Below are 14,994 nucleotides of genomic sequence, written 5' to 3' on the forward strand. Positions count from 1 at the left end.
TCGCGGCGCCCCTGTCGTGCAACTGCGGACGGATCAGGCGGTACGGCGCTGGTGCAGCCAGAGCAGCGGCCCGCTGACCAGGTAGCCCACCACCACGAGGGCGAAGGTGAGCCGGATGTCGACGAGTGCGCCGACGGCCGGGGCCAGCCACAGCCACGGCGGAAGCTTGACCAACCGGGCCAGCTTGGCGTACGGGAAGCTGGAGACCATCGTGAAGGCGAGCAGCGCCACCCCGCCGATCTGCACGACGGCCGGCAGCGGCAGTTCGATGGCCACGCCGAGCGCGAGCACGGCCGCCGCCATCGTGGTGGGTACGCCGCAGAAGAACCGGCCGTCCTTGGGCGAGACGTTGAACCGGGCGAGCCTGATCGCGGCACATGACGCGACCAGGGCTGCGGCGACCGCCGCCGCGGCGGTGGGGGCCGATCCGGCCAGCGAGGCGTAGACCACCACCGGGGCGGCCAGGCCGAAGGAGCACATGTCGGCCAGCGAGTCCATCTGGGCGCCGAACGGGCTGGCCACGCCGAACTTCCGGGCGAGCGCGCCGTCGAGGCCGTCGAACGCGACGCAGGCGATCAGCAGCAGGGCCGCGATCCGGGGCTGGCCGTTCATGGCGACGAAGATGGCGTTGATGCCGAGCACCAGGCTCGCCAGGGTGCAGGCGTTGACCAGCGCGAACTTCATCCGCCGGGCGGGGGTACGCGCGCCGGGGAGCAGCGGGATCGCCATCGCGGGCGACTCGTCGACCGGTGTGGTGGGGCCCAGGACCGGGCTGACCGGGGCGACCGCCTCGATCTCGGCGCGGTCGAGGGTGATCCCGCGACGGTCGAAGCCGTACCGGCGACGCTGGCGGTCGACGCGGTGCTCGGGAAGGACCAGGTCGGTGCCGTTGAGCTGGTCACCGTCCCGGCGACCCACCCGGACCAGCAGTACCTGGCGGGCGAATGTGCTGCTGCGGCGCAACCGGCCCGCCCAGCGACGCCCTGCGGGGCGCGGACTGTCAGTCGTACGACGCCGGCGCCATGGGGCTCTCGGCACGTTTCCTCCATCACCGGATCGGCTGGCCGCCCGTGCGGGCGGGTGTCCGGCTGTCTCGTGCCGGACCGCTCTTGGCCCGGCAGCCGTTCAAGCGGAGTACACCATTACACAGCGGCGTGGTGGTTGGCGATAGCTGCCGGCGGTACTTATAACCTCGTTAACCGCGCAAACCGCTGCCTTGTTCCCATCTCGGACTTCTGGGTCCGTTTTTCGGGCTTCAGCGCCCGTTTTCTTCGCCAACCGCAGGGCCGACTTTACCGGAGCACCACCAGGTCGGCTCGGCGAGCGTCCGTCAGCCGACCGCCCACCGGGTCGCCAGCACCGCGACATCAGTCATCGCCAAGCCGCTGAGCTGCGAAGACGTAAACCAGGCAGCGCCGGCCGTCGATCCACCGGCCTGTTCGGTCACGACCGGCCCGGTCGGCTCGTCGACGAGCACCCGGTAGATCACCCGTACGCCGTGCCAGTCCAGCGGGCGACCCTCGGGGCCCATCGCGCCCGGATTGTGAAGATTGTCGACCAGAATCAGCCTGACGACCCGGCCACGCTGACCCGATTCCTCCACCAGTTCCCGTAACAGACCGTCAACCGGTTGCTCACCGTGATCGGTCCCGCCGCCGGGCAGGTGCCAGAGTCCGGCACCCGGATAGCCGGGCGCGATCATCGTGAGCAGCACCCGCCCGTCGGGATCGGTGACCAGCCCGTACGCGGCGAACCGCTGCCGCCGGTCGGTCGACTCCGTCACCACCGGCTCGACCGGCACGCCTGGCGACGGGCCGGCGGGCGGCGGCGGGACGGGCAGGCCGAGCAGGTCGGCGGTGAACGGCACCAGCGGCAGCGTCGCCGCCTCCTGCGGGGTGCACCAGGCCAGCTCACCGGGGCCGTCACCGTCGCCGACCGCCGACGGCGGCGCTCCCGCGGCCACCGCCGGGTCGCCGGGGATAGTGACGTCGAACACCAGCCGGTCGGTGTGTACCGGCCCGACGGCGTCCGCCGGGTCCGTAGCGGTCAGGTCGGCCACGGCGGCGCGTATCCCGGCGACCGCGACGGTCAGCCCGGACTGCCCGGCGCACTCGCGGACCACGGTGTCGGCCGGATGCTCCGCGTGCCGCACGACGCCCCCGGGCAACTGCCAGGACCCCGCCGCCGGATCGGACGCCGGGTCGCCGGTGGGGTCGCCGGCTGCGCGTCGCCCGCGTACCAACAGCACCCGGCCGGTCTCGTCGGTGCACCAGCCGTACGCCGCGATCCGTCGTCGCTCCTGCACGTCACTCCCCCGCCCGCGCGATCCGCCGTCGATCATGAGGCTAGCGGTCGTCCGGGCGGGGCGGGTGCCGTCGCACCGGGCCGCCGGTGGTGCCACCGACGCCGCCGGCGGGCGGGGTGGGTCAGGCGGTGAGCCGGGCGGCCTGGACCGCCTCGGCGGTGACCTCGGTGAGCCGGTCGGTGGGCAGGGCACCCAACTCGTCCCGGGCGAACCAGCGGGCCTCGCAGGTGGAGCCGCCCACGTCGGTGACGGTCGGCGGGGCGGGCTGGTCGACCATCACCCGGTAGAAGGCCCGCACGCCGTGCCAGTCGATCGGGTAGCCCTCCGGGCCGAGCGAGGCGGCGTCACGGTGGCTGGCCACCCCGAGCAGCTCGACCAGCCGGCCGGTCTGCCCGGTCTCCTCGACCAGCTCCCGGATCAGCGCCGCACCCGGCTGCTCACCGTAGTCGGTGCCGCCGCCGGGCAGGTGCCAGCAGCCCGCGCCCGGGTAGCCGTCGGAGACCCTGGTCAGCAGCACCCGGCCCGCCGGGTCGGTGGCCACCGCGTACGCGGCGAAGCGCTGCGCCCGGTGCAGCCCGTCCGGGCCGGGCACGGCGTAGAACGAGGGGAACTCGGGGGCCTCGTCGGGAACCACGTCGGCCGAGGACGCCGGCAGCCCGAGCGCGCGGGCGGTGAAGGCCCGCAGCGGCAGCTCCCGCGCCTCGTCGAGGGTGTACCAGCGGGCCAGGTCGGTGGAGCGGTCCACCCGGTCGGTGAGGGTGCCGCCGCGTACCGACACCTGGTAGATCAGGCGGTCGGTGTGGATGGTGATGCCCCGCTCGGGCAGGGCGCGCATGTCGGCCAGGACGTCGGCCAGGCCGGCGACGGCGACCGAGAGGCCCGTTTCGGCGGCGGTCTCCCGGACGACGGTGTGGTTCGGGTCCTCGCCGTGGTCGACCGCCCCACCGGGCAGGGACCATACGCCGGGGGTGCCGGAGCGCTCCGATGCGCGGACCAGCAACACTCGGCCGACTGAATCTGCACAGACTGCATATGCCGCGATCCTGCGGAGCGGCTCCAGCAAGGTGGTCACGGAGCCAAATTCTCCCCGGGTCGCGTTACCGACGCGGAAAAGAGTCGGATTCCTGACTCAGGGCTGGTCACTCAGGGATCGATCAGGGTAGGACTCCGGGCGGTCACCGAGGTCGACGGGGCGGCCGGCGCGGACCGTGGAGACATGACCTCGACGAGCACCCCCCACGCCCCGTACAAACAACTCCGCAGGCCGACCACCGACCGGATGGTGGCCGGCGTCGCCAGCGGCCTCGGCCGCTACTTCGCCGTCGATCCCACCCTGGTCCGGGTGCTGTTCGCGGTGGCGACCCTGGTCACCGGCGGTGTCGCCGCGCTGGCGTACCCGGTCATGTGGTTCCTGATGCCCGAGGAGCCGGCCGGCGCGCCGGCCTGGCCGCACCCGGCGGACCCGGCGGCGCAGCCGCAGCCGACCGCCCAGCCGACCTGGCCGCACCCGGCGGAGCCGGCCGGCTGGCCGCAGCCGGGCGGGCCGGCGACCGGAGGACAGCCTCAGCCGCCGGCGACCCCGCCGACGGCCGGCTGAACCCCGCTCACTCCCACTCGATGGTGCCCGGCGGCTTGCTGGTCACGTCCAGGACCACCCGGTTGACCTCGGCGACCTCGTTGGTGATCCGGGTGGAGATCCGGGCCACCACCTCGTAGGGCAGCCGGGACCAGTCGGCGGTCATCGCGTCCTCGCTGGAGACCGGGCGCAGCACCACGGGATGCCCGTAGCTGCGCCCGTCACCCTGCACCCCGACGCTGCGCACGTCGGCCAGGAGCACCACCGGGAACTGCCAGACGCCCCGGTCCAGGCCGGCAGCCGTCAACTCCTCCCGGGCGATCAGGTCGGCCTGGCGCAGCAGGTCGAGGCGCTCGCGGTCGACCGCGCCGATGATCCGGATGGCCAGGCCCGGCCCCGGGAACGGGTGCCGCCAGACCATCGCCTCGGGCAGGCCGAGCTGGAGCCCGAGCGCCCGGACCTCGTCCTTGAACAGCGTGCGCAGCGGCTCGACCAGGGCGAACTTCAGATCCTCCGGGAGGCCGCCGACGTTGTGATGGCTCTTGATGTTGGCGGTGCCGGTGCCACCGCCGGACTCGACCACGTCCGGGTAGAGGGTGCCCTGCACCAGGAACTCGACGTCGCCGTGCGCGGCGATCTCCCGCGCGGCGGCCTCGAAGACCCGGATGAACTCCCGGCCGATGATCTTCCGCTTCTGCTCCGGGTCGGTCACCCCGGCCAGCGCGCCGAGGAACCGGTCGGCCGCGTCGACCACCTTGAGCGTGATGCCGGTGGCCGCGACGTAGTCCTTCTCCACCTGCTCGGCCTCGCCGGCCCGCAGCAGCCCGTGGTCGACGAAGACGCAGGTGAGCTGGTCACCGACCGCCCGGTGCACCAGCGCGGCGGCGACGGCCGAGTCGACCCCGCCGCTCAGGCCGCAGATGACCTCCTTGTCGCCGACCTGGGCCCGGATCCGGGCCACCTGCTCGTCGATGATGTTCTGCGGGGTCCAGGTGGGCTCGATGCCGGCGATGTCGTAGAGGAAACGCCTGAGCATCTCCTGCCCCTGCGCGGTGTGCCCCACCTCGGGGTGGAACTGCACACCGGCCCGACGGCCGGCCAGGTCCTCGAAGGCGGCGACCGGGGCACCGGCCGACTCGGCGGTCACCGTGAATCCGGCGGGGGCCTCGGTCACCGCGTCGCCGTGACTCATCCAGACCGGCAGGTCCGCCGGCAGGTCCCGCAGCAGCACCCCCGGGTCGAGCAGCCGGGGACGCAGCGGGGTGCCGCCGTACTCCCGGTTGCCGGTCCGGGCGACCGTGCCGCCGAGCGCCTGGGCCATCGCCTGGAAGCCGTAGCAGATGCCGAAGACGGGGACGCCCGCGTCGAACAGCCCGGCGTCGATCTGCGGGGCGTCCGGGGCGTAGACGCTGGACGGGCCGCCGGACAGGATGATCGCGGCCGGGTCCTTCGCCAGCATCTCGGCGACCGGCATGGAGTGCGGGACGATCTCCGAATAGACCTTCGCCTCGCGCACCCGGCGCGCGATGAGCTGGGCGTACTGGGCTCCGAAGTCCACCACGAGGACGGGGCGAGGCGTGCTCATGTGGGCAGAGCCTACCGACAGTCACACCCGCCCCCGGCACGGGCCGGCCCCGGGCGCGGCGCGCCCGGTCGGCGCCGGTCAGCCGCGCAGCGCGCCGGGGGCGTCCGCCGGGACCGCCGGGTGCCGGGGACGCACCGCCGCCACCCGGGTGTACGCCGACCCGAGCGGCGGCCGGGGGTCCGCCTCCCCCCGGTTCGGCCAGTACGACATCGCCCGCTCCGCCTGCGCGGTGATCGTCAACGACGGGTTCACCCCGAGGTTCGCCGAGACCGCCGCCCCGTCGACCACGTGCAGCCCCGGGTGGCCGTACACCCGGTGCCAGGGGTCGACCACGCCGTCGGCCGGGGTGGCGCCGATCACCGCCCCGCCGAGCAGGTGCGCGGTCAGCGGGACGTCGAACGGTTCGGTGAGCGCCCCGCCCGGGGTGCCACCGATCTCCTCGGCGAGCAGCCGGACCGCCCGGTTGCCGGCCGGGATCCAGGTCGGATGGGGTGCGCCGTGCCCGGGGCCGGACACCAGCCGCCGCCGGCCCAGCGGCCCCCGCTGCCAGCGGGTGGTGAGCGAGTTGTCCGCCGACTGCATCACCAGGGCGATCACCGTCCGCTCGGACCAGTGCCGCACCGAGAGCATCCGGGCGGCCAGCCGGGGCTGCCGCACGACCGCGCCCAGCCAGCGCCGGACCCGGTGCGGGCCGCCGTCGACCAGCAGCGACTGGAGCAACCCCATCGCGTTCGCGCCCCGGCCGTAGCGGACCGGCTCGACGTGGGTCTGCGGGTCGGGATGGAACGAGCTGGTGATCGCCACCCCGTCGGTGAAGTCCAGCCCCCGCCGCCGGGCCTGCCGGCGGTCGACCGACGCGCCGAGGATCGCCTCCGAGTTGGTCCGGGTCAACGCGCCGAGGCGGTCGGACAGGTGGGGCAGCGCGCCGGTCTGCTTCATCGCGTGCAGCAGCCGCTGGGTGCCGAGCGCGCCGGCCGCGAAGACCACCTGGTCGGCGTGGAACACCTGGCGACGCCGCCGCAGCCAGGCCCCGGTACGCACGGCGTGCACCAGGTAGCCGCCACCGTCGGCCGGCCGCACGGCGGTGACCGTGGTCAACGGGTGGACCCGCGCGCCGAGCCGTTCGGCAAGCCACAGGTAGTTCTTGACCAGGGTGTTCTTGGCGCCGTGCCGGCAGCCGGTCAGGCACGACCCGCAGTGCGTGCAGCCGGTGCGCTCCGGCCCCGCCCCGCCGAAGTACGGGTCCGCCACCCGTTGCCCGGGGCGGCCGAGGTGCACCCCCACCGGGGTCGGACCGAAGGTGTGCCCGACGCCCATCCGCTCGGCCACCGCCCGCATCGCCCGGTCCGCGCCGGTGTGTCGGGGGTACGGGGTGACCCCGAGCATCCGTCCGGCCTGGTCGTAGTGGCTGGCGAGTTCCGCCCGCCAGTCGGTGACGTCACGCCACTGCGGATCGGCGTAGAAGGCGTCCGGTGGCTGGTAGAGGGTGTTCGCGTAGACCAGGGAGCCACCGCCGACGCCGGCACCGGAGAGCACCAGCACCCCGCTCGCGGTACCCCGGGCGGCCGGGCGGAGCAGGGTGATCCGTTGCAGCCCGTAGCAGCCCAGGCGGGGGGCCCAGAGGAACCGGCGCAGCCGCCAGGAGGTCTGCGGGAACTCGTCGTCGGCGAACCGCCGGCCCGCCTCCAGCACCCCGACGGTGTAGCCCTTCTCGGCCAGCCGCAGCGCGGTGACGCTGCCGCCGAAGCCGGAGCCGATGACGAGCACGTCGTACCGCATGACCGCATCATTACCGGCGGGTAGCCATCGCGCCAGTGCCGGATTTCGCGCGATCATGCTGACCGTCGCCGACCGCAACCCGCAGGGCCGGTCGAAGCGTTGTGCAGACGGGGGTGGCGAGCGATGACTCAGGAAACCGGAACGGGACGACCACGCTGGGTGTGGGGGCTGGCCGCCCTGGCCGTGGTCGTCCTGGTGGGGGTGGCCGCCCTGGTGGTGACCCGGGTGGTCCGCGACGACGAACCACGGCGTACGGCCGGGCCGGCCGCCACGACCACCGGCCCGACGCCGACGCCCAGCCCCACCCCCAGCCCGACCCCACCCCCCGGGGCCTCGATCACCGGCCCGCTCAACCTGCTCCTGGTCGGGGTGGACACCCGGGTCAGCGTGCCCGGCTGGGAACCGCACGGCGACGCGGTGCTGATCCTGCACGTGCCGGCCGGGCTGGACCGGGCGTACCTCTTCTCGCTCCCCCGCGACCTGGTGGTCGACATCCCGAAGTTCCCGAAGTCGGGTTACGGGGGCGGCCGGACGAAGCTCACCCACGCGATGAGCTACGGCAGCCGGGTGCCGGGCAAGCCCAAGAACCCCAGCGCCGCCCAGGGGTACGAGCTGCTGCGCAGCACGGTCGCCGGGTACACCGGGCTGCGTTTCGACGCCGGTGCGGTGGTCACCTTCAACGGCTTCGACCGGCTGGTCGACAGCCTCGGCGGGGTGGACCTCTACGTCGACCAGCGGGTCCCCTCGCTGCACCGCCGGCCGGACGGCAAGTACCGCGAGCCGGCCCGGGGCGGCGGCGGATACACCGGCCCGCAGATGGTCTACGAGAAGGGTGAGCGGCACCTCAACGGCTGGCAGGCGCTGGACTACGCCCGGCAGCGCTACATCGCCGGCGGCGACTACGCCCGGCAGCGCCACCAGCAGCAGCTCCTGCGGGCGCTGGCCGCCAAGATCCTCAACGAGAACCTGGCCCGCCAGCCCGACCGGGTGGAGCAGGTGGTGTCGGCGCTCGGCGACACCCTGGTCTACGCGGGCGGCCCCCGCGTCGTCGACCTGGCGTACGCCCTCGGTGGGCTGAGCGCCGACCGGATCACCCTGGTCGGGCTGCCCGGCGACGGGGTGGGCAGGGGCGGCAGCTACCGGGGTGAGCAGCTCACCAGCGTCGGCAAGGGGTTCCTGCCCGCGCTCAAGGCCGGCAGGGCGGAGACCTACCTGGACGCCCACCCCGAGCTGCGGGTCAAGAACTGACCGCCGGGGTGCGCGCTCAGCGGCGGGTGGGCGGCGCGGGACGTTCGGTGCCGTACAGCCAGGCGGCGAAGAGGTCGTCGAGCTGCCGCCCGCCGACCCGCTCGGCCGTCGCCACGAACTCGGCGGTGGTGGCGTTGCCGTTGCGCTTCTCGGCCGCCCAGGTCTTCAACAGGCGGAAGAACGCGTCGTCGCCGACGGTCACCCGCAGCGCGTGCACCGCCATCGCGCCCCGCTGGTAGACCGACTCGCTGAACAGGTTCGCCGCCCCGGGCGCGGCCGGCGGCACCCGCCACACCCCGTCGTCGGAGGCGGCGTACTGCTGGTCGAAGGTGGCCTGCGCGGTGTCCCGGCCCTCGTGCTCGGCCCAGAGCCACTCGGCGTACGTGGCCAGCCCCTCGTTGAGCCAGATGTCCGCCCAGCGGGCCACCGACACGCTGTCGCCGAACCACTGGTGGGCCAGCTCGTGCGCGACCACCCCGGTGTTCTCACCGCCCCGGAAGAAGTTGGCCGAGTAGACCGGCCGGCTCTGCGTCTCCAACGCGTACCTGATCCGGGGCTCGTCGACCACCACCCCGCCGTACGCCGCGAACGGGTACGGCCCGAAGACGCTCTCCAGGTAGTCGGCGACCGTCACGGTACGGGCGATCGACTCGTCGGCCGACCCTCGGGGCAGGCTGTCGGCGACCGCGCTGAACACCGGCCGGCCCCGGTGCTCACCGGTGGTGGTGCGGTACTTCCCGATCACCACGGTGCTCAGGTAACTGGCCATCGGGGCGGCCTCCGACCAGCGCCACGTGGTGAAGCCGCCGGCCGCCGGGCGCTGCCCCCTCGGCACCCCGTTGGCGACCGCGACCAGCCCCTTCGGCACGGTGATCTCGAAGTCGTAGGCGGCCTTGTCGGAGGGGTGGTCGTTGACCGGGAACCAGGTGCTCGCCGACTCGGGTTGGCCCAGCGCGACCGCGCCGTCGGTGGTGTGCAGCCAGCCGCCCTCGCCGATCGTCTCGTTGGGCAACGGCTCCGGCCGGCCGTCGTACCCGACCTGGACGGTGAAGGCCGTCCCGGCGCGGACCGGCGCGGCCGGGGTGACCACCAGCTCGGTGCCCTCGCGGGTGTGCCGGGCCGGGGTGCCGTCCACGGTCACCCGGCGCACCGTCAGCCCGGCCAGGTCGAGGTGGAACAGCGGCAGGTCGGCCTCGGCGGTGGCCCGGACGGTGGCGTCGCCGCGCAACTCGTCGCTGGCCGGGTCGTAGCGGACCTTGAGGGTGTACCGCTCGACGTCGTACCCGCTGTTGCCGGCGGTCGGGAAGTACGGGTCGCCGACGCCGGCCGGGCCGGGGGTCACCCCCGGGGTCGCCCCGGGCGTCGGGGTCGACCGGGGTTCCCGCCGGGGTTCCGGGTCGGCGGTGCAGCCGGCCAGGGCGAGCGCCACGGTGACGAGCAGCGCGACCCCGCGCCGGTTCCGGCTGATGGCCACCTTCGTCCCCCGTTCGCCGCCGCCGTCCGCGCAGCCTACCGACCCGACGGGCCGCACGTGCCCGCAACGCCGGACCGCAGGCGGGGTGGACGGTCCGGCCGGCCGACCCCACAAGGGAGCCGGCCGGCCGCGACGGACCCGGGTCAGCGGTCGAGGACCAGCCCGACCCGCTGGAACTCCTTCAGGTCGCGGTAGCCGCACTTGGCCATCGCGCGACGCAGCCCCCCGAACAGGTTGAGCTGGCCGTCCGGCTCGTCGGCGGGGCCGAACAGCAGCCGTTCCATCTCCCCGAGCGGCTCGCCGGCCACCTCGAACGCCCCGCGCGGCAGGGACGGGTGGCTGGCCGCCGAGTGCCACCAGGCACCGCCGGCCGGGGCCTCCTCGCACAGCGACAGCGGTTCGCCGAGCATCACCGCGTCCGCGCCGCAGCCGAGCGCCTTGGCGATGTCGCCGGAGGTCTGGATGTCACCGTCGGCGATGAGGTGCACGTAGCGTCCACCGGTCTCGTCGAGATAGTCGCGGCGGGCCGCGGCGGCGTCGGCGATCGCGGTGGCCATCGGCACCCGGATGCCGAGCACCGACTCGCTGGTCGACCAGTCGTCACCGCCGATGCCGACGATCACCCCGGCGGCGCCGGTACGCATCAGGTGCAGCGCCGTCTTGTAGTCGGTGCAGCCGCCGACGACCACCGGCAGGTCGAGGTCGGCGATGAACTCCTTGAGGTTCAGCGGTTCGTCGGTGGTCGAGACGTGCTCGGCCGAGACGATGGTGCCCTGGATGACCAGGATGTCGACGCCCGCGTCCAGGATCACCGGGGCCAGCGCGAGGGTGTGCTGCGGGGACACCCGCACGGCCACCGTGCTGCCGCCGGCCCGCAGCTCGCGGACCCGCTCGGCGATCAGGTCGGGGCGGATCGGCTCGGCGTAGACCTCCTGGAGCCGCTTGGTCGCGCGGGCGTCCTCGCCCAGCCCGGCCAGCTCCTCCAGCACCTTGGTCGGGTTCTCGTAGCGGGTCCACAGGCCCTCGACGTTGAGCACGCCCAGGCCGCCGAGCTGCCCGAGCCGGACGGCCGAGGCGGGGCTCATGGTGGCGTCCGACGGGTGGCCGACACAGGGGATGTCGAACTGGTAGGCGTCGAGCTGCCAGCCGGTGGAGACGTCGTCGACGTCCCTGGTCCGCCGGCTGGGCACGATGGCGATGTCGTCCAGGTGGTAGCCGCGCTGCGCGGTCTTGCCCAGCCCGATCTCGACCACGTCACGCATGAGGGACTCCAGGTGGTTTGGGGTGGTGGGTCAGCGGGTGTGGTAGTTGGGGGCCTCGACGGTCATCTGGATGTCGTGCGGGTGGCTCTCCTTGAGCCCGGCCGCGGTGATCCGGATGAGCTGGCCCCGGTGGTGCAGGTCGGGGATGTTCTCCGCCCCGGCGTACCCCATCGCCAGCCGCAGCCCGCCGACCAGCTGGTGGGCCACCCGGGACAGCGGCCCCCGGTAGGGCACCTGGCCCTCCACGCCCTCCGGCACCAGCTTGTCGTCGCTGAGCACGTCCTGCTGGAAGTAGCGGTCCTTGCTGTACGACTTGGCCTGGCCCCGGGACTGCATCGCGCCCAGCGAGCCCATCCCCCGGTACGCCTTGAACTGCTTGCCGTTGACGAAGATCAGCTCGCCGGGGCTCTCCTCGCAGCCGGCCAGCAGGCTGCCGAGCATCACCGTGTCGGCACCGGCCACCAGGGCCTTGGCGATGTCACCTGAATACTGGATGCCGCCGTCGCCGATCACCGGAACGCCGGCCGGACGGGCCGCGCGGGCCGCCTCCATGATCGCGGTCACCTGCGGCACCCCGACCCCGGCGACGATCCGGGTGGTGCAGATGGCACCCGGGCCCACCCCCACCTTGACGCCGTCGGCACCGGCGTCGACCAGGGCCTTCGCCCCGGCGTAGGTGGCCACGTTGCCGCCCACGATGTCGATCGTGACGTCGGCCTTGAGCCGGCGGACCATGTCCAGCACGGCCCGCTGGTGGCCGTGCGCGGTGTCCACGATCAGCACGTCGACACCCGCGTCGACCAGGGTGCGGGCCCGCTTGTAGGCGTCCTCGCCGACGCCGATGGCGGCGGCGACCCGCAGCCGGCCGGCGTCGTCCTTGGTGGCGTCCGGGTACTGCTCGCTCTTGGTGAAGTCCTTGACGGTGATCAGGCCACGCAGCCGCCCGGAGTCGTCCACGATCGGCAGCTTCTCGACCTTGTGCTGGCGCAGCAGCGTGAGCGCGTCGTCCTTGCTCACCCCCACCGGGGCGGTGACCAGCGGCGTCCGGGTCATGATCGCGTGGACCGGGGTGGCCGGGTCGGAGACGAACCGCATGTCCCGGTTGGTGACGATGCCCACGAGCTGGCCCTCGCCGTCGACCACCGGGACGCCGGAGATGCGGTAACGGCCGCACAGCTCGTCGACCTCACGCAGGGTGTCCTCGGGGCTGGCCGTCACCGGGTTGGTGATCATGCCGGACTCGGAGCGCTTGACCAGGTCGACCTGGAGCGCCTGGTCCTCCAGGGAGAGGTTGCGGTGCAGCACGCCGATGCCGCCCTGACGGGCCATCGCGATCGCCATCCGGGCCTCGGTGACGGTGTCCATCGCGCTGGACAGCAGCGGGATGGACAGCTCCACGTTGCGGGTGAGCCGGGTCCGGGTGTTCACCCGGCTGGGCACCACGTCCGACTCGCCGGGCTGGAGCAGCACGTCGTCGAAGGTCAGGCCGAGCGGCACCACCCGCGCCGACCCGGCGGGCAGCTCCGGCAGGTGGCCGCCCCACTCGCCGCTGTCGACGCCGGCCGGAAGATCGGTGCTGGGCGAATTCTCCACGATTGCTCCCCTGAGCTGCTCGGACGGGATTCAGCGAGGCGGCGCGCGCGGCACCGGCGCACGCCGGGGTGACGGCGAGTCGTCTCATCGTACCCACTGAGCAGGGCGGCCCTCGCCGGCGACCGGTCGGGGTCGGCGACGCCACAGCGACCGCCGGGGGGCGCGTGCGGCGAGGGTTGGGTCTACGGTGAGGGGGTGCACGACGAGCCCATCGACCCGTTCAACGGCGACCCGGCCGATCCGGCTGCGGGGCTGGACGATCCGGGCGACGACGCCCCGCTCGACCCGCTGACCGAGGTCGAGCGGCAGGACGTGCTGGAAGACCTCGCCGACCTGGAGATCTACCAGGCCCTGCTGTCCCCGATCGGGGTACGCGGGCTGGTCATCGAGTGCGAGGACTGTCGCGAGCCGCACTACTTCGACTGGGACCTGCTCCGGGGCAACCTGCGGCACCTGCTCAGCTCGGGCCGACCCCGGGTGCACGAGCCGGCCTACGACCCCGACCCGGACCACTACGTCACCTGGGACTACGCCCGGGGCTACGCCGACGGGGTGCACGACACGCTCACCGAGTCCGCGGGCGACGACACCGACTCCGACGACTGACCTCCGGGCAGACCCGGCCCGCCACCGCCGGACCGACCGGGTCGGGGGACGGGAGCGTTCAGGCGACCAGGCCGGCGCGGAAGCCGGCGGCCACCGCGTGTGCCCGGTCCCGCGCGCCGAGCTTGCGGAACAGCCGCCTGGCGTGTGTCTTGACGGTGTCCTCCGAGACGAACAACTCCCGGCCGATCTCCGCGTTGCTCTTGCCCTCGGCCATGCCGAGCAGCACCTGGAGTTCGCGTTCGGTCAGCCCGACCGAGGTCCGGCCGGCGCGGGCGCCGGAGGTCGGACGCGGCAACCCGGTGGCCGGGGCCGGCTCGGCCGGCGTGCCCTCCGGCTCCCCCTCGACCTCGTCGTCGCCGCGCTGCACGGGCACCACCGACGGCGCGCCGGGCGTACCGTCGGCCGGCGGCGGTGACCAGCCCGGCGCGGGCGGGCGACCGGGGCGGGGAGGCGCGCCGACCGCGGCGGTGTCCCGGGCGGGGTCGGCGACCCGGTGCCGGGCGGGCCGGCCGGGCGCTGCGAGCAGCAGCAACGCCTTCGCCACCGCGCTGGTCAGGTCGTGGTCGGCACCCTGGATCAGGCCCCGCGCCCCGGCGCTGATGGTGGCCGCCGCCGCCTCCGACTCCTCGGTGCCGAGCAGCAGCACCGCGGCCTGCGGGGCGCGGGCGAGCACCCGGCGCACGAAGCCGGCGCTGTCCGGCCGGGTGAGCGCCGTGTCGGCCAGCACCACGTCGACCGGGCGCTCGGCGAGCCGCAGCATCACCTCGGGATCGGAGACGGCTGTCCGGACGGCCGCGGCCAGGCCGAGTCGCGCCGCCGCGTTGGTCAACTGCTGCGCGGCGATCGGTGTCCGAACGCATACGAGAACGGTACGCACGGTGGTCTCCTCTCCGGACACGAGCAGACCATGACGGGGTCCACCGGGGAGGAGGTTCCGGGCAATCCTCTGAACTTTTCCGACATTTGGGTCATACGACGCAGGAGGCTTCGGGTTTTCGATCTCAACACGTGTGAGTCGGCGAGGGTTCGGGTACCGAGGCTCCACGCCGGAAACGGGGTACGCCAGCGCGGACCACAGCCCGGACGCCGGTTCAACGAGGATCTCCGCGGTGCCGCGCGGGAGGAGGGGTGCTGATGTCGAACGTACGTAGACTGCCCGGACCCATCGTCGACCTGTGGGACTGGCAGCGTCTCGGCGCCTGTCGGGGCCGGGACAGCGCGCAGTTCTTCCACCCGGACGGCGAGCGGGGTTCGTCCCGGCTGCGCCGGGAGTCCGGCGCCAAGTCCGTCTGCCAGGCCTGCCCGGTGCGGGCCGAGTGCGCGGCGCACGCCCTGTCCGTGCGGGAGCCGTACGGCGTCTGGGGCGGCCTCAGCGAGTCCGAGCGGCTGCGGCTGCTCGCCCTCGGCTGGGAGGACCTGGCCGACCGCCGGCAGACCCGGGTGGACATCGCCCGCATGGAGGCCCGGCTCGGTGCGTCGCACAAGACCGCAGTACCGGCCCAGCGCAAGATCGCCTGACCGACCCACCACACCTCGACGAGGCCGCACTCCGGAAACCGGAGCGCG

13 protein-coding genes are annotated in these 14,994 nt (G+C 73.8%); 4 read left to right on the forward strand and 9 right to left on the reverse strand.

What is annotated here, in order from left to right; genetic code table 11:
• Positions 1 to 33: 33 nt before the first annotated feature.
• The 3 genes from ACN268_RS17440 to ACN268_RS17450 form a co-directional block, all read right to left on the reverse strand.
• Complete coding sequence (locus ACN268_RS17440; protein ID WP_421484088.1) at positions 34 to 963, reverse strand: CDP-alcohol phosphatidyltransferase family protein; 930 nt, start codon at positions 961 to 963, stop codon at positions 34 to 36.
• A 367-nt stretch (positions 964 to 1,330) separates the two neighbouring features.
• The gene (locus tag ACN268_RS17445) at positions 1,331 to 2,341 is read right to left on the reverse strand and encodes an NUDIX domain-containing protein (RefSeq protein ID WP_421484089.1); all 1,011 of its coding nucleotides are present in this window, start codon (positions 2,339 to 2,341) and stop codon (positions 1,331 to 1,333) included.
• 85 nt (positions 2,342 to 2,426) lie between these two features.
• Positions 2,427 to 3,377 (reverse strand): NUDIX domain-containing protein, encoded by a 951-nt coding sequence (locus tag ACN268_RS17450; RefSeq protein ID WP_421484090.1) that lies wholly within the window; start codon positions 3,375 to 3,377, stop codon positions 2,427 to 2,429.
• A gap of 144 nt (positions 3,378 to 3,521) precedes the next feature.
• Here ACN268_RS17450 and ACN268_RS17455 point away from each other — a divergent pair, with 144 nt between their 5' ends.
• On the forward strand, positions 3,522 to 3,902 hold the full coding sequence (locus tag ACN268_RS17455; protein ID WP_421484092.1) for a PspC domain-containing protein: 381 nt from the start codon (positions 3,522 to 3,524) through the stop codon (positions 3,900 to 3,902).
• A gap of 7 nt (positions 3,903 to 3,909) precedes the next feature.
• Here ACN268_RS17455 and guaA read toward each other — a convergent pair whose 3' ends face one another.
• Both guaA and ACN268_RS17465 read right to left on the reverse strand, forming a co-directional pair.
• Positions 3,910 to 5,466: a glutamine-hydrolyzing GMP synthase gene (guaA, locus tag ACN268_RS17460; protein ID WP_421484093.1), complete on the reverse strand. Its 1,557-nt coding sequence runs from the start codon at positions 5,464 to 5,466 to the stop codon at positions 3,910 to 3,912.
• A 78-nt stretch (positions 5,467 to 5,544) separates the two neighbouring features.
• Positions 5,545 to 7,245: an FAD-dependent oxidoreductase gene (locus ACN268_RS17465; RefSeq protein ID WP_421484095.1), complete on the reverse strand. Its 1,701-nt coding sequence runs from the start codon at positions 7,243 to 7,245 to the stop codon at positions 5,545 to 5,547.
• Positions 7,246 to 7,368: 123 nt separating this feature from the next.
• Here ACN268_RS17465 and ACN268_RS17470 point away from each other — a divergent pair, with 123 nt between their 5' ends.
• Entirely contained in the window at positions 7,369 to 8,493 is a 1,125-nt protein-coding gene (locus ACN268_RS17470) for an LCP family protein (protein WP_421484097.1), read from the forward strand.
• 16 nt (positions 8,494 to 8,509) lie between these two features.
• On the opposite strand, the gene ACN268_RS17475 is transcribed toward ACN268_RS17470, so the two are convergent.
• The 3 genes from ACN268_RS17475 to guaB all read right to left on the reverse strand — a co-directional run bounded on the left by ACN268_RS17475 (position 8,510) and on the right by guaB (position 12,822).
• Complete coding sequence (locus tag ACN268_RS17475; protein ID WP_421486925.1) at positions 8,510 to 9,961, reverse strand: M1 family metallopeptidase; 1,452 nt, start codon at positions 9,959 to 9,961, stop codon at positions 8,510 to 8,512.
• 149 nt (positions 9,962 to 10,110) lie between these two features.
• Positions 10,111 to 11,229 (reverse strand): GuaB3 family IMP dehydrogenase-related protein, encoded by a 1,119-nt coding sequence (locus ACN268_RS17480; RefSeq protein WP_302746329.1) that lies wholly within the window; start codon positions 11,227 to 11,229, stop codon positions 10,111 to 10,113.
• A gap of 30 nt (positions 11,230 to 11,259) precedes the next feature.
• Entirely contained in the window at positions 11,260 to 12,822 is a 1,563-nt protein-coding gene (gene guaB / locus ACN268_RS17485; protein WP_088645784.1) for an IMP dehydrogenase, read from the reverse strand.
• Between the two features lie 195 nt (positions 12,823 to 13,017).
• Between guaB and ACN268_RS17490 the strand changes: the two genes are divergently transcribed.
• The gene (locus ACN268_RS17490) at positions 13,018 to 13,428 is read left to right on the forward strand and encodes a DUF5319 domain-containing protein (protein WP_088645783.1); all 411 of its coding nucleotides are present in this window, start codon (positions 13,018 to 13,020) and stop codon (positions 13,426 to 13,428) included.
• A 58-nt stretch (positions 13,429 to 13,486) separates the two neighbouring features.
• Here ACN268_RS17490 and ACN268_RS17495 read toward each other — a convergent pair whose 3' ends face one another.
• A complete protein-coding gene (locus ACN268_RS17495) occupies positions 13,487 to 14,305 on the reverse strand; it encodes a response regulator transcription factor (protein WP_421484099.1) in 819 nt (272 codons plus the stop codon).
• A 257-nt stretch (positions 14,306 to 14,562) separates the two neighbouring features.
• Between ACN268_RS17495 and ACN268_RS17500 the strand changes: the two genes are divergently transcribed.
• Positions 14,563 to 14,946, forward strand: a complete 384-nt coding sequence (locus ACN268_RS17500) for a WhiB family transcriptional regulator (protein ID WP_088645816.1) — start codon at positions 14,563 to 14,565, stop codon at positions 14,944 to 14,946.
• Positions 14,947 to 14,994 lie beyond the last annotated feature (48 nt).

It is taken from the genome of Micromonospora sp. WMMD735, assembly GCF_049178995.1.
Taxonomy (GTDB): domain Bacteria; phylum Actinomycetota; class Actinomycetes; order Mycobacteriales; family Micromonosporaceae; genus Micromonospora; species Micromonospora wenchangensis.

Excerpts from the sequence above, each read along its gene's own strand:
- guaA (WP_421484093.1), bottom strand. The coding sequence starts at position 5,466 with ATGAGCACGCCTCGCCCCGTCCTCGTGGTGGACTTCGGAGCCCAGTAC.
- ACN268_RS17455 (WP_421484092.1), top strand. The coding sequence starts at position 3,522 with ATGACCTCGACGAGCACCCCCCACGCCCCGTACAAACAACTCCGCAGG.
- ACN268_RS17445 (WP_421484089.1), bottom strand. The coding sequence starts at position 2,341 with ATGATCGACGGCGGATCGCGCGGGCGGGGGAGTGACGTGCAGGAGCGA.
- ACN268_RS17500 (WP_088645816.1), top strand. The coding sequence starts at position 14,563 with ATGTCGAACGTACGTAGACTGCCCGGACCCATCGTCGACCTGTGGGAC.
- ACN268_RS17465 (WP_421484095.1), bottom strand. The coding sequence starts at position 7,245 with ATGCGGTACGACGTGCTCGTCATCGGCTCCGGCTTCGGCGGCAGCGTC.
- ACN268_RS17470 (WP_421484097.1), top strand. The coding sequence starts at position 7,369 with ATGACTCAGGAAACCGGAACGGGACGACCACGCTGGGTGTGGGGGCTG.
- ACN268_RS17480 (WP_302746329.1), bottom strand. The coding sequence starts at position 11,229 with ATGCGTGACGTGGTCGAGATCGGGCTGGGCAAGACCGCGCAGCGCGGC.